This window comes from Streptomyces sp. NBRC 110611, assembly GCF_001590865.1.
Taxonomy (GTDB): Bacteria; Actinomycetota; Actinomycetes; order Streptomycetales; family Streptomycetaceae; genus Streptomyces.
In genome coordinates this window covers 296,988-311,350 of the sequence record NZ_BBUY01000001.1, presented here as the reverse complement: position 1 = coordinate 311,350, position 14,363 = coordinate 296,988, and the positions used below count along the sequence as shown (strand labels likewise).

Below are 14,363 nucleotides of genomic sequence, written 5' to 3'. Positions count from 1 at the left end.
GATGCGCGACCACGATCGGCGCGGGGTGCCGTCGTGGACTCCTGCGCACCCGCCGTCCCTCCCTCTCTTCCCGCCGCCCCTCCCGGCTTTCTCGATGTCCTGGTGCCCTCACACTCGGTGCCTGAAGGGATTGGAGGGGGAATGCCGACACATACGACCTATCCCGGCGTCTATGTCGAAGAGCTTCCCAGCAGCGTCCGCAGCATCACCACCGTCACCACATCCGTCACCGCGTTCGTCGGTCACACCCGGCGCGGCCCGCTCAACCAGCCGGTACGGATCACCAGCTTCGCCGACTTCGAGCGCCGCTTCGGCGGCCTGACCTCACAGAGCCCGGTCGCGTACGCCGTCCACCAGTTCTTCGGCAACGGCGGCACGGTCGCCGTGATCGTCCGGGTGACCAAGGCCGGCAGCGGCGAGGCGGCCCACGCCACCCTGGAGTCCACCGAGGGGCACAGCCAGTGCCCGGTACTGAAGGTGCACGCCAAGGAACCGGGCGTCTGGGGCAACGGCCTCCGGGTGGCGATCGACCACGACACCCCGTGTCCGGACGAAACCTTCAACCTCCACGTCCTCGACGCGCACGGCCACGCCCGGGAGACCTTCCCCGGCCTGTCCATGGACCCCTGCCACGGCCGCTACGCCGAAACGGTGATCAACACGGGCTCCGCGCTGATCCGCGCCGAGGTCGTCGGCGAGGGCCGCCCGGACCCGTCCGGCACCGTCTCCAAGGCCTTCCACCACGAACTCCCCGACCTGAACGTCGACTTGACCGTCAAGATCGGCGAGGTGGAGCGGGAGTTCACCCTCTACGACCCGGACTGCGACGGCGAGCCGCCCTGCGACGTCACCGAGCTGGCCCTCCTCCTGGAGCGCAAGCTGCGCGCCCTGCCGGACGCCCCCGGCAAGCACGCCTTCGCCGGCACCGAGGTCACCGCCTTCGGCCACCGCATCCAGGTCGTGGCCGGGTCCGCCGACCCCCGCGACATCGTCCGCTTCCTGGGCGAGTGCGCCAACGACCTCGGCCTGGAGGCGTCCGTCAACCCGCCGGTGTTCCCGCTGTGCGACGGCGAGGACGGCGACCCGCCCGGCCCCCGCGATCTGATCGGCAGCGAGGCCCGCAAGAGCGGCCTGCAGGCACTGCGCGACGTCGATGACGTCAACCTGCTCGCCCTGCCCGAGCTGGCCTCGTACGAGAGCACCGAGGACATCGTCGCCGTCCTCTCCGCGGCCGAGCGGCTCTGCCGGGAGCGCCGGATCTTCCTCCTCGTCGACGCGCCCGCCGCCTGGGGCAGCGTGGACGCCGCCCGGGCCGGTATCGCCGCGTTCACACCGGTCCGCGGCAACCACTCCGCCCTCTACTTCCCGCACCTCCAGCTCACCGACCCGCTCTCCGGCCGGCTGCGCTCCTTCCCGCCGTGCGGCGCGATCGCCGGTGTCATCGCCCGTACGGACGGCGAGCGCGGAGTGTGGAAGGCGCCGGCCGGGACCGAGGCCCGGCTGGCCGGAGTCCACTCCCTCGCCGTCAAGCTGACGGACCGTGACAACGGCCTGCTCAACCCGCTCGGCATCAACTGCCTGCGCACGTTCCCGCTGGTCGGCCCGCTGGTGTGGGGTGCCCGCACGCTACAGGGCGCGGACGCCCTCGACAGCGAGTGGAAGTACGTACCGGTCCGGCGGCTGGCCCTGCACATCGAGGAGAGTCTGCTGCGGGGCCTGCAATGGGTCGTCTTCGAGCCCAACAACGAACAGCTCTGGCTCCAGATCCGCCTCAACGTCTCGGCCTACCTGCACTCCCTCTTCGAGAAGGGCGCCTTCAAGGGCAGCACCCCGCGGCAGGCGTACTTCGTCAAGTGCGACAAGGACACCACGACGGAGGCCGACATCGAGAACGGGATCGTGAACGTCGTGGTCGGCATCGCACCGGTCAAGCCCGCGGAGTTCGTGATCGTCAAAATCCAGCAGATGGCAGGGCAGTTCGCGGTCTAGTCCCAGGTCCAGGTCTACTGAAGGAAACCGAAGGAATCCGATGGCTGAGTTCCAGATCAACGCCCATCGCTTCGACCCGTACAAGAACTTCAAGTTCCTGGTTCTGTGGGACGGCCGTACGGTCGCGGGCGTCAGCAAGATCAGCCCGCTGAAGCGGACGACAGAGGTCGTCAAGCACCGGCACGGCGGCGACCCCAGCTCACCGCGCAAGTCGCCCGGGCGCTCCGAGTTCGAGGGCATCACCCTGGAGCGCGGGGTCACCCACGACCCGGAGTTCGACCGCTGGGCCAACAAGGTCTGGCAGGTCGGCGCGGGTCTCGGCGCCGAGGTCTCGCTGGCCGACTTCCGCAAGGACATCATCATCCAGGTCCTCAACGAGGCCGGCCAGGTCGCCGTCTCGCACAAGATCTACCGCTCCTGGCCGAGCGAGTACCAGGTCCTGGGCGAGATGGACGCCAACGCCAACGCCGTCGCCATCCAGAGCCTGAAGCTGGAGTGCGAGGGCTGGGAGCGCGACTACGAGGTCCCGGAACCGGAGGAGCCGTCGTTCACGCATCCGGCGTGAGCCCCGCCCCGGCATGACGTACCGGACGGGGACGAGGACGGGGACGGGGACGGGGACGGGGACGGGGACGGGGACGGGGACGGGGTGAACGAATGGCGGTCACCGGGGCCACGGAACTCCTGGCCATCTGGGAGGCCGGGCTGGCCCAGCAGGGCAGCGGCCGGGCCCTGCTGCTGCATCGCGCTGCCCGCCCCGAGACCGACCCCGACGTGCTGCTGTCGGTGCCGCTCGGGGAGCGGGCGGCGGATCTCTTCGCGCTGCGCCGGGCGCTGTTCGGGGAGCGGATGCAGGTCACCCTGGACTGCGCCGTCCCGGAGTGCGGTGCGGCGCTGGAGTTCGAGCTCGACGCGGCCGAGCTGGGCGCCGCCCGGCCGCGGGTGCCCGAGGGCGGCCTGCGGGTGGCGGAGGGCGGATGGACGGTGCGGTTCCGGCTGCCGTGCCCGACCGATCTCGCGGCGGTGGCGGAGGAGGCCGCGGCCGTGGTGGAAGCCGAGGAGCGCAAGAAGGAAGAGCTGGCCGCGGTCGCGGAGCAGGCCGCCGGGGCGCAGGATGCTGCCCGGCGGCGGCTGGGCGCCCGCTGTGCCCTCTCGGCGGTCCGGGACGACGGGCGTGAGGTCCTGGGCGAGGAGGACCTCGCGCGGCTGCTGCCCGAGCCGGTGCTGAAGCGGTTCGCCGAGGCGGCCGAAGAGGCCGATCCGGCCGCCGAGTTGGCGCTGAACATCGCCTGTCCGGAGTGCGGCGCGGCCACTCCGGCGGAGCTGGACATCGCCGCGTACCTGTGGACCGAACTGGACGCCTGGGCGCGCGATGTGCTCCTGGACGTCCATCTGCTCGCCTCGGCCTACGGCTGGAGCGAGCCCGAGATCCTGGCGCTGAGCCCCCTGCGGCGCCGCTACTACCTGGAGCTGTGCGCAGATGCCTGACGACTACTTCGGCCGGTTGCTGGCGCGGTACGCACCCGAGCGGTCCGGGCCCCCGTCCGCGGGACCGTCCACGGACCCGTTCCCGGCCGCGTCCGACGGCCGTACGGGCGGAACCGGCGGCCGTACGGCCGGGGTTGCCCGGCGCGCGCTCGTACGGCCGCGGCTGCCCGGCCCGTTCGAGCGGGTCGAGGCGCTGCGGGGCGCGTCCGGTGAGCTGGACGTGCCGGACGCTTCGGCGTCGCCGTCCCCGCGGTCGGCGTGGTCGCCGTCGCCGCCGTTCGACGGGGAACCGATCCGGTACGAGCGGGAGATCAGGACCGTCGAGCGCGAGCGGCGGACGACCGCCGCGCCCGGCGCCGCCCCGCGGCAGGGCCCCACCGGCCGCGACGGGCGCGCGGCGAGGCCGGCGGCATCGCTGCTGCGGCCCGCGGCGGCCGCCGAGCCGGGGCCGCGCCCCGCCGCGCCCGAGGCGGTACGCCCAGCGCGGCGGGCCGGGACGGGGGCGGCGGACGGCGGTCCCGGCGCGGGTGCGAGGGCCTCGGTGTCCGCCCGCGCGCAGGCGGACACCGGCCTCCTGACCGCGGCCCCGGCGCCGCGCCCGGGTGCGGACGACGGGCCGGCCGCCGCCCGGAACGCCGCGGCGCGGGCCGCGTCCTCCGGGCGGCGCGGACAGCGCGCCGCCGAGCGGGTGGTGCACGTACAGATCGGCCGTCTGGAGGTCAGTGCGGCGCGTACCGAAGGGCCTCCGGGGAGCGGCCGGCCGGTGCGTACGGAGCGGCGGGCGCCCTCGCTGAGCCTCGCGGACTACCTGGCGCGCGGGGAGGGGACCGGCCGATGAGCAACGCACTCGCCGTCGCGACGGTCACCCAGGCGCTGGCACTGCTGATCGAGCACAATCTGCACCCGGAGCTCGATATCGCCGTATCCGTGGAGACCCGCAAGCCGCCGTCCGACCCGCCGACGGACCCGACGATCACGGTCTTCCTCTACCAGGTCACCCACAACCCGTCGATGCGCAACAACGACCTGGTCACCCGCGCCTCGGACGGCACACTGCTGAAGCGGTCCGCCGCCGCGATCGACCTGCACTTCCTGATCAGCGCGTACGGCGAGGAGACCGAGCTGGTCGGACAGCGGCTGATCGGCAGCGTGGTGCGCACCCTGCACGAAATCCCGGTGCTGTCCAGGGAGTTGATCGAGGAGGCGACCCGGCGGCCCGGCCTGGAGGGCAGTGACCTCGCCGATGCGCTGCAGCGGGTCCGTTTCACACCGACCCAGATGGACATCGACGAGACGTCGAAGCTGTGGGGGATGCTGCACAACACGCCGTATGCGCTGTCGGTCGTGTACCAGGCGTCGCTGGTGCTGCTGGACGGCCATGAGAAGCCGAAGCCGGCGAAGCCGGTGGAGCGGCCGGAGGTGACGGTGCTGCCGTTCGGGGCGCCGGAGGCGCCAGGTGCACCGGGCACACCGCACGCACCCGATGCACCGGATGCGACGGAGACATCGGCCTCTCCGGAGCGTCCGGCGGACACCACTGAGGCGGTGCAGGCCAAGCCTGCTGCTGCGGCGAAGACGGCCCGCCCCCGCACGTCCCGTACTACCCGTAACTCCCGCACCACCCGTACCCGGAAGGCAACCGACACCCCGAAGGCAACCGACACCCGGAAGGCAACCGACAAGTCCACCGCACGTGACGACGGCGAGGAGAGCTGAGCGGAGTGCACGGAGCGGGCGGAGTGTGGGACATGGGCGGCGGTGGCGACGAGGCGCAGGCGGCAGCCGGCGCCGCGCTGGCCGCGGCCGTCCGGTGCGTACTGGCGCGCCTGGACGCGCACGCGGCGCGGGCCGGCCGCACCACCGGGTCCGATGCCGGTGCCGGCCCCGACCTCCCCTCCCCCACCACCCCGCTCCCGCCGCTCCCCAGCCTCGACGCGCTGACCGCCTGCTTCGGCCTCAGCCCCTTCGAGCAGGAGATCGTCCTCCTGGCCGCCGCGGCCGAACTGGACCCGACGACCGGCGCCCGCTGCGCCGCCGCGAGCGCCGACCCCGGCCACACCCACCCCACCTTCTCCCTCGCCCTGGCCGCGCTCACCGACCCGCACTGGAGCGCCCTCACCCCCGTCGCCCCGCTGCGCCGCTGGCAGCTGATCGCGCTGGACGACGAGACCCGCCTGACCACCACCCGCCTCCGCCTCGACGAGCGCATCCTGCACTTCCTGGTCGGTTCGCCGTATCTGGACGCCAAGCTGCACGGGCTGCTGCGCCGTACGCACGCACCCGGCACGCTGCCGCCGTCGTACGACGCCGCCGCGGACCGGGTCGCGGCAGGCTGGTCCGCCGCCGGTCCGGACTCCCCGCTCCGGGTGGAGCTGGTCGGTGCCGACCTCCGCACCCGCGCCGATATCGCGGCCACCGCCGCCGCCCGAGCGGGGTTCGGCCTGTACTCCATGGCCGCCGAGGACATCCCGGCCGATCCGGCCGCCCGCGACCGGCTGGCCCGGCTGTGGCAGCGCGAGGCGGTCCTGCTGCCCGCCGCCCTCCTCGTCGAGGTCGGCGAGCTGGACCGCGAGCAGCACGCCGCCGCCGACGCGTTCATCGTGGGCGCGGCCGTCCCGCTCGTCGTCTCCAGCCCGGACCCGCGCCGGACCGGCCACCCCCGCGGTGAACGGGTGACCGTGACCAGGCTCTCCGACGAGGAGCAACTCGGCCTCTGGCGGGACGCCTTCGCGGACATCGACGAGCTGACGGAGCATCATCTCGGTTCCCTCGTCGCCCAGTTCCAGCTTGCGCCGCACGTCGTACGGTCGGCCGCCGCCACCGTGCGCCGCGATCTGCCGTCCTCCGGCGCCCTGGACGCCGCCGAGCTGGCCTGGCAGGCCGGTCTCACCGAGGCCCGGATGGGGCTGGACGAGCTGGGCCGCCGGATCGAGCCACGGGCCGGCTGGGACGATCTGGTCCTCGCCGAACGGCAGACCCGCATCCTCCAGGAGATCGTCGCGCACGTACGCCGGCGCGGCACCGTCCACCAGGAATGGGGGTTCGCGAAGTCGCTCCGCAGCGGCCTGGGCGTCACCGCGCTCTTCGCGGGCGGCTCCGGTACGGGCAAGACGCTGGCCGCCGAGGTCATGGCCAAGGAGCTGGGCCTGGATCTGTTCATCATCGACCTCTCCCAGGTCGTCAGCAAATACATCGGTGAGACGGAGAAGAACCTCAGCACGGTCTTCGACGCGGCGGAGCGGGGCGGGGCGCTGCTCCTCTTCGACGAGGCGGACGCGCTGTTCGGCAAGCGCAGCGAGGTCAAGGACAGCCACGACCGTTACGCGAACCTGGAGGTCAGCTACCTGCTGATGCGGATGGAGGCGTACCGCGGCCTGGCCGTCCTCACCACCAACATGAAGAAGGCCCTGGACTCCGCCTTCATGCGCCGTATCCGGTTCGTCGTCGACTTCCCCTTCCCGGGGGAGAAGGAGCGGGCGGAGATCTGGCGCCGGGTGCTGCCCGCCCAGGCTCCCATGAAGGGAATCGAGCCCGCGCTGCTCGCCCAACTCACCGTCTCCGGCGGCTCGATCCGCAATATCGCCCTCTCCGGGGCCTTCCTCGCCGCCGACGAGGGCGACCGCCTCCAGATGCGCCACATGCTGGCCGCGGCCCGTACCGAGTACCTGAAGCTGGAACGCTCCTTGACCCCGTCGGAGGTCCAGGGATGGGTCTGAACGAGATCACCACCACGCGACCGGGCGCAGGTCCGGCGGGGCCCGCGCCGCGGTCGGCCTCCGGTCCGCCGCAGTCGCCTTCCGGCCCGGCGGAAGCGGCGTCCCGTTTCCGTATCGACATCGGCGAGCTCGTCCTCGACGGCTTCGACGCGCGCGTCGACCCCGGCCGCGTCACCGCCGCGTTCCAGGCCGAGCTGGCCCGGCTCGTACACGAACGCGGGGTGCCGCTGGCGGCGGACGGCGCGGGGGTGGCGCTGGACGGTCTCACCGGGCTGCCGCCACTGCCCGCGACCACCTCTCCCACGCGCCTGGGCGAGGCACTGGCACGCGCGGTACACGCAGGGCTCGCCGGACGGGGGGATCCGCGATGAGTACGCCCCGGACCGCCCGTGACGCCCGCTCGGCCGCCCACGACAAGCGCCGCAAGCGCAGGGAACGTTCCGGCAGGTCCCGTGCCCCGGAGCCGAAGGACATCGTCAGCGGCGCGGGCCAGCCCCTGGACGTGAGCGTACGGCGCGAGCTGGAGGAGCGGCTCGGCCACGACTTCGGCCAGGTCCGCCTGCACACCGACCGGGACTCCGGGCAGCTGGCCGAGATGATGGGCGCGGACGCCCTCGCCGTCGGCCAGGACATCTTCTTCCGCGCGGGCACCTACCGTCCGGGCACGGCGGACGGCCGGCGGCTCCTGGCCCATGAGCTGCTGCACACCGTCCAGAACCCGCACGGGCTGGGGGCCCTTCGCGCGGGCCGCGACCTGGGCGCCGTCAGCCTGCCGCAGGAATCCGTCGAGCGGGAGGCGGAGTCGGCGGCGCGGGCTTCCGTGCGGGACGCCCTGCGGGGGTCGGTACGCGAGGAGGACCCGGCCGCCGAGGTCGCACCGGGCCGGGCGACTCCCGGCTGGCTCCGCTACGCGACGGCCGGCGCCGACCGCTCCCGTATCGAGCAGGTCGACCCGGCGACGCTGGTGGACCGGCTGGCGAACGGGGTGCTGCGGTCGCTGCGGGGGGATCCGGAGGATCTGTCGGGCCGGGTGCGCGCGGAGCTCGCCCGGATGGGACCGGAACTCCAGGAGTCGGTCCTCGACCGGCTCGAAGTCCGGTTGCTGACCTCCGAGTTCGAGCGGCTGCTGGATCTGACGGCGGAGGCCGAGGCCACCGCCCCCCTTGCCCTCCAGCCGTCGGACGTTCCCGAGCCGGTCCCGGACGCTCTCGCGCTGGTCCAGGACGAGAGGGCGGCTGCGGCCGGGCGCGGGGACCGCGAGCGGACGTCGCAGGAGGCGCGGGACGAGGACGCCGCCGAGGAGAAGGAGGACGCCAAGGGGCGGGACGGGGCGCGGGCGCAGGAGCAGTCCCGGGCGCAGCAGGACGCGGCGGCGGAGAAGAAGGAGGCCGGTGAGCGCACGGCGCAGGAGGACGAGCGCGCCGAGGAGCTCGCGGACTCCCAGGAGGAACAGCAGCGGGACGAGGAGAAGCAGGGCGAGGAACGCGAGAAGGCCGACCGGGCCGACGCGGAGCAGGCCGAGCAGGGCCAGGAGGGCGCCGAGCGCACCAAGGAGGAGCGCAAGGCGCAGCGGGAGCGGGAGGAGCAGGACCCGGAGCAGGCCAACCGGCCGGGCGCGGACAAGCGCAGGCGCAGGGACGACGCGAAGAAGCCGGCGGACGGGTCGAAACAGGAGGAGGTCGACAAGAAGCGGCGGGAGCAGCCCGGACCGGTCCGTCCGGAGAAGGTGGACGAGCGGGCCGAGCAGCGCGACAGCGCACTGTCCGAGCACGGGCTGAACGAGAAGGACGAGGACGAAGGCGAGCCGCGCGAGGCAGAGCAGCCGATCGGGCTGGAGGCGGGTGCGGACAACGAAGTCCACGGCGGCCAGGAGGAGCAGCGCGGCGGCGGTGCGGGCACCGGCGAGGCGGAGCTGAAGCCCGAGGACCATCTGCCCGGGGCCGATCCGGATCTGTCGTCCGTCCCGGCCGCGGACAGCAGGATGCCGGGCGGCGCCCGGCCCGCCATGCCGGCGTTCCCCGCTCCCCCGCCCACCAAGGCCGAGAAGATCCAGAAGGACCGGGAGGACGAGGCCGACGAGGAGGAGGACGAGGACGCGCCGGAGGCCGAGGCCAAGGCGCCGGGCGAGGAGCGCGGCCCCGTCGAGGGCGAGGCGCCGCAGCCCGAGCACGGCCCGGCGTCCGAGAGCCCCGACCGCAGCGAGAAGGACCTGCAGACGGAGAAGCCGGCCGACCAGGAGGTCGGTCCGGACCCGGACAGCGGGGAGAAGCCGCAGCCGGAGCAGGAGAACGAGGAGAGCAGGGACCCCGGACAGCAGCAGGACGAGAACGAGGACGGGGCCAGGGCGGCCGCGCAGGACGCGGCAGACAAGGACGCGGAGCGGGACGGGCGTTCGGGCGACGGCGAAGAGTCGCCGGACGCCAAGGAGGCCCAGGACGAACAGCAGGAGAAGAAGGACCAGGACGAGCACGAGGAGAAGCAGGAAGCCAAGGGGCAGCCGGAGGGCGCGGCGGCGGAGAAGCCGGCCGGCCCCGCCGCCCTTCGTACCGGCGCCGGTCCCGGCCCGGGTGCCGCGGCGGCCTCGCCGGCCCCGCCGGCCGGTGCGCACACGGAGAAGACGCCGACACAGGACCGGCACCCCTCCCCCGCGGTACGGCGGGAGGTCGAACCCGTACGGGGCGAGCGCGAGGCGCCGGCGGCGAAGAGCGCCGTGCCGAAGGAGGCCGGGCCGGGGGCGGCGCCCAGCGGCACGGTCGGCGGGGCCGAGCCGGCCGTCGCGCCCTCGGCCGCGGCCGGTCCGGGCGGTGCGCCTTCCCCCGCCCGGGCCGCGGTCGGCCCGGCGGCCGAACAGACCGAGAATCCGGGGAAGATGGGCGCGCCCGCGCCCGAAGGTGCCAAGGCGCAGCCCGACGCCTCGCTGGAGAAGGACGGCGGTGGCTGTGCGCCGCCGGAGCCCGCGGCGGAGCGGGAGGAGAAGGGCGGTTCGTGCGGCGGGGGCGGTGGCGGCGAGAAGTCCGCCGAGGAGAAGAAGGAAGAACCGCCGGACGTCTCGGGGCAGGACCCGAAGGCCGCGCTCAGCACCGTCGGCAAACTCTCGCCGGACCAGGCGCAGGCCGCCATGCCCGGCGTGGACGGGGCGGCGGACAAGAAGATCGGCCAGGAGCAGAAGCGGCTGGAGGCCAACCCGCCGAAGCGGGAGCGGCCTTCGGGTGCGCCGCAGACCCAGCCCGGGCCGCCGGAGGCCGAGGCGCCCGAGACCGCGGTCACGGGCAAGCTGGAGCGGGTCGGGCCCGAAGAACAGGGCAAGAAGCAAGAGGCCAAGGGCAGTGAAAAGGCCCAGGGCGCCAAGCCCACCGACAACGTCAGGACGCCGGAGCTGCCGCCCAGCAAGGACGGCAAGCTGACGGAGGGCGACGCGAAGAGCGTCGAGGCGGCGGCGGACAGGGTGCCGACGACAGACCCGGAACTCCGCAACAAGACGGTCGGGCCTGCCCCGAAGATCAAGCTGGAGGGGGAGAGCGACCCGCAGCGTACGGACAAGCAGGCGGAGAAGCTCAAGGACAAGCAGGGCGACATCCAGACCACCGGCCGGGCGGACGCGTCCAAGCCGATGGGCGAGGACAAGATCTTCCCTGACGCTCCCGAGGAGGAGCTGACGGGCAAGGCGTCCGGACGGGCGATCGGCCGCGGCGGCGGACGGCAGCCGGCCGGCGGAGCACCGAAGCGGCACGTCGGTGTCGTCGCACAGCAGGAGCGCGGTGGCGAGCTCAGGAGCGGGGCGGCCCGGTCGCAGACCGACCTGGCCGCCAAGGAGAAGGAACACCAGCAGGGCGAGCAGAAGTCGAAGCAGGAGAAACAGCGGGAGATCGACAACGAGGTCGCGCGCAACGCCGAGCAGCAGACGGCGGAGCGTGGCCGGGCCGCCGAACAAGCCGGCAAGGAGCGCCAGAGCTGGCGCGACGAGCAGGACAAGAAGATCGAGAAGGCCGACAAGGACACGGAGAAGGAGCACCAGGACGGCAACCAGAAGATCACCAAGGAGCGGGACGGCAAGGACAAGGAAGTCGAGGACCGCAAGGACCACGACAACAAGGACATCGATACCAAGGCCGATCAGGCCGAGAAGGACGCCGAGAAGAAGAAGGAAGAGAAGAAGGGCGAATCCGACAGCCTCTTCGGCAAGCTGCTGGACGCCGTCGGTGACTTCTTCAAGGGCCTGCTGGACGCCGTCACAGCGATCTTCGATGCGGCGCGCAGCGCGATCAACAGCGTCATCGACAAGTTCAAGGAGTTCGCGAACAAGGCGATCGACGCGGTACGTGACTTCGCCGTCAAGGCCATCACCGCCGTCGCCGACGCCCTGATCGCCATCGGCGACGTCCTCCTGGCCGCCTTCCCCGAACTCCGCGACAAGTTCCGCAAGGCCATCGAGGGTCTGCGCGACGCCGCGATCGCCGCGGTCAACAAGCTGGCCGACGGCCTCAAGAAGGCAGTCAACACCCTCCTCGACGCACTGGCCGCGGGGCTCAACGCACTCCTGTCCGCTCTCGAAGCCGGCATCAAGGCCGTCATCAAGGCCTACCAGGCCGTGATCACCGCCGCGATCAAGTTCGCCGAGGCCGCGATCGAGGCCCTGGGAAAGTTCGCGGCCCTGGTCGCCGATATCGCCCCGGACCCGGGCGGCTGGCTCAAAAAGGCGGGCAGCGCCGCCAAGACCGGTATCCAGGAACACCTCTGGGGCGCCATCAAGACGGCCGTCAAGCAGTGGTTCGACGCCAAGGTCGAAGGAATCCTCGGCCTGGGCAAGGCGGTCATCAACGTCCTCGTCAAGGGCTGCATGTCGATCAAGCAGATCGGCAAGATGGCCTGGGACGCGATCATCGCGTCCCTCCCCATGATGATCGCGTCCCTGGTCATCGAGAAGGTCGTCTCGATGATCGTCCCGGCGGCGGGTGCGATCCTCACGATCGTCCAGGGCCTGATGGCCGCCTGGCAGAGCATCAGCTCCATTCTCTCGGCCTTCAGTAAGTTCTGGGCCTACCTGAAAGCGGTCAAGGCGGGCCCGGCCGCCTGCCTCTTCGCCGAAGCGGTGGCGGCCGGCGTGGTGGCGTTGCTGGACTTCATCAGCAACTTCCTCTTGATCCGCCTGTCCTCCGCGACCAAGGGCGTCGGTAAACGCCTCAAGGGCATGGCCCAGAAGATCACCGCAGGCCTGAAGAAGACCGGCAAGGGCGCCCGCAAGGTCGCCGGCAGGGCCGTCAACTCCGCCAAGGCCGCCGCCCGCAAGGCCGCCCAGGCTCTCCGCAAGCCTGCCCGCCCCGCCAAGCCGAAGGGCCCGCGCCTCCCCGCCCGCCCCGGTGCCTCCACGGACCGGACCCCCGGCGGCGGCCAGCCCAGGCACCAGCCCAGGACGCACCCCACCGGCCGCCCGGCGAGCAAGTCCCCGGACCCGGCGAAGAAGAAACACGACGACGAGACCAGGGCACAGAAGACCAAGGACGAGACCCCGTCACCGACCAGGCACCCCGACCGGGACGCCCCGGGATCGAAGCCGGGCAAGGACAGCCCGGAGGCCAAGAACGCGAAGTCCCCCGATACCGACGGCAAGGGCGGCCCGAAGGACAGGACCCCGGAGAAGGACGAACGCGACAGCCCGAAGGCCAGGAACAAGGACGGCAGCACCGACGGCAAGAAGGACAGGACGCACGACAAGCCGACCAAGAAGAAGGAGACCGAGGCCCCCAAGCGGACCAAACCACGCAAGCCCGTTTCTCCCCTGGGCCGCGCCCTGAAGAAGATCAAAGGCAAGGTCAAGTCCGCGCTCAAGAAGGTCCGTAACGCCGGCAAGGCCCTGGGCAGGAAGCTGCGCAAGTCCAAGCTCGGCAAGTCCCTCAAAAACACGGCCAGGAGGACGCGCGACTTCTTCAAAAAGAAGCGCGATCGTCTGCGCGACCACAAGAAGCATCGCACCGACGTCAAGAAGCAGCACCGCAAGGAGCGGAAGAAGAAGGAGGACTCCGGAGAGTCCAAGGCACGTCGGCTCGATCAGATCGTCAACCGCATACGCCCCAAGCTCCGCCCGCTCCTCAAGCGCGGCATCGACGGAATTCCCTTCCGCTCCCTCCTCGCCACGCTGCAGGCCTGGTACCGGCTGACCCGGCTGTCCGCCGAGGGGCGTCCGGAGTTCGACATCACGGCGGCGCTCAACCCGCAACGGCGGGTACAGCATGCCGTCTGGGACGACAACGTCGCCTACCTCGAACTCGACGACCGGTATGAAGGCTTCGACATCAAGGACGAAAGCGCCAGGCTGCGTGCGGCGATAGCCGCGAGGTTCCAGACCATGCCCAAGGACGCGGAGATCCGGGACATCAAGCACATGTGCCAGCAGGTTGCCGCACCGCTGCTCAAGAAGGGCGAACGCCTGAAGTGGGACGACCATCAGGACTCGCACCTCCTCTCCCTGATCCGCCCCGACCGCAGGACCGCCCCTTCGGGCATCGGTACCTTCAAGCGCGGCGGGCGGTACGAGGAACAGGGCCGCGAACCGCACCAGGCCGAAAGCCAGAAATTGATCAAGGGGCCCGACGGCCAGGAGTACGTACTGGACCAGCGGAACCAACTCGTGCCGCGCTTCCTGCGGCGCAATATGAACCCGGAGGACCTTGAGCGCGTGAACAACGGCAAGGGGATGCGTTCGAGCTCCGAATCCTTCAAGCAGCAGAAACAGCAGAAGCAGAAACGCAACAAGAACTCGATGCGCAGCCCCAATCGGCCGGCGAATACCCCGGGGCAGCACGCCATGGGCGGTTACCCGTCCAAGTACATATCCGCGTCCAAGCAACTCGACGGCGACATCCTGGACCCGAATGGACACCACATCGGAGGCGAAGAGGGGCGGAAGCTCAGTACCCCGGACAACGAACCACAGCGGCATGGCAACGGCATCGTCCTCATCGACCTGACGCAGATCCCCCGGGAGTCCATCGCCGACCTCACCACCCACTACGGTCAACGGACCTGGGACCTCATCGACAACACCACGGGAAGCCGCGTACTGAGAGCGACGGAAGACGTCATCCGCACCCAGGAAGTCGTGATCTTCAAGGCCATCCCGCCGGGCGCCATCGTAAGAATCGACTGACCGGCGGCTCGACCGCCGGCCGGGGA

General features: G+C 71.7%; 8 protein-coding genes. All 8 read left to right on the top strand.

The window, feature by feature from the left end:
* The first annotated feature begins 141 nt into the window (after positions 1–141).
* The 8 genes from AZE13_RS01325 to AZE13_RS01290 all read left to right on the top strand — a co-directional run bounded on the left by AZE13_RS01325 (position 142) and on the right by AZE13_RS01290 (position 14,337).
* Positions 142–1,989, top strand: coding sequence for a phage tail sheath family protein (locus tag AZE13_RS01325; RefSeq protein WP_066925713.1), 1,848 nt, complete (start codon positions 142–144; stop codon positions 1,987–1,989).
* 40 nt (positions 1,990–2,029) lie between these two features.
* Positions 2,030–2,554, top strand: coding sequence for a phage tail protein (locus tag AZE13_RS01320; protein ID WP_066925710.1), 525 nt, complete (start codon positions 2,030–2,032; stop codon positions 2,552–2,554).
* 92 nt (positions 2,555–2,646) lie between these two features.
* On the top strand, positions 2,647–3,477 hold the full coding sequence (locus AZE13_RS01315) for a hypothetical protein (RefSeq protein ID WP_066925707.1): 831 nt from the start codon (positions 2,647–2,649) through the stop codon (positions 3,475–3,477).
* Positions 3,470–4,315: a hypothetical protein gene (locus tag AZE13_RS01310; protein ID WP_066925704.1), complete on the top strand. Its 846-nt coding sequence runs from the start codon at positions 3,470–3,472 to the stop codon at positions 4,313–4,315. The genes AZE13_RS01315 and AZE13_RS01310 overlap by 8 nt, the downstream gene beginning before the upstream one ends.
* Positions 4,312–5,193 carry a DUF4255 domain-containing protein gene (locus AZE13_RS01305; protein WP_066925701.1) on the top strand — a complete coding sequence of 294 codons (882 nt, stop codon included), beginning with the start codon at positions 4,312–4,314 and terminating at the stop codon, positions 5,191–5,193. Before AZE13_RS01310 ends, AZE13_RS01305 begins: the two co-directional genes overlap by 4 nt.
* A 32-nt stretch (positions 5,194–5,225) precedes the next feature.
* On the top strand, positions 5,226–7,193 hold the full coding sequence (locus tag AZE13_RS01300; RefSeq protein WP_066925698.1) for an ATP-binding protein: 1,968 nt from the start codon (positions 5,226–5,228) through the stop codon (positions 7,191–7,193).
* Positions 7,184–7,564, top strand: coding sequence for a hypothetical protein (locus AZE13_RS01295; protein WP_258527525.1), 381 nt, complete (start codon positions 7,184–7,186; stop codon positions 7,562–7,564). Before AZE13_RS01300 ends, AZE13_RS01295 begins: the two co-directional genes overlap by 10 nt.
* Positions 7,561–14,337, top strand: coding sequence for a DUF4157 domain-containing protein (locus AZE13_RS01290; RefSeq protein ID WP_066925695.1), 6,777 nt, complete (start codon positions 7,561–7,563; stop codon positions 14,335–14,337). The genes AZE13_RS01295 and AZE13_RS01290 overlap by 4 nt, the downstream gene beginning before the upstream one ends.
* Positions 14,338–14,363: the final 26 nt, after the last annotated feature.

Excerpts from the sequence above, each read along its gene's own strand:
- AZE13_RS01305 (WP_066925701.1), top strand. The coding sequence starts at position 4,312 with ATGAGCAACGCACTCGCCGTCGCGACGGTCACCCAGGCGCTGGCACTG.
- AZE13_RS01320 (WP_066925710.1), top strand. The coding sequence starts at position 2,030 with ATGGCTGAGTTCCAGATCAACGCCCATCGCTTCGACCCGTACAAGAAC.
- AZE13_RS01300 (WP_066925698.1), top strand. The coding sequence starts at position 5,226 with ATGGGCGGCGGTGGCGACGAGGCGCAGGCGGCAGCCGGCGCCGCGCTG.
- AZE13_RS01295 (WP_258527525.1), top strand. The coding sequence starts at position 7,184 with ATGGGTCTGAACGAGATCACCACCACGCGACCGGGCGCAGGTCCGGCG.
- AZE13_RS01325 (WP_066925713.1), top strand. The coding sequence starts at position 142 with ATGCCGACACATACGACCTATCCCGGCGTCTATGTCGAAGAGCTTCCC.
- AZE13_RS01315 (WP_066925707.1), top strand. The coding sequence starts at position 2,647 with ATGGCGGTCACCGGGGCCACGGAACTCCTGGCCATCTGGGAGGCCGGG.
- AZE13_RS01310 (WP_066925704.1), top strand. The coding sequence starts at position 3,470 with ATGCCTGACGACTACTTCGGCCGGTTGCTGGCGCGGTACGCACCCGAG.
- AZE13_RS01290 (WP_066925695.1), top strand. The coding sequence starts at position 7,561 with ATGAGTACGCCCCGGACCGCCCGTGACGCCCGCTCGGCCGCCCACGAC.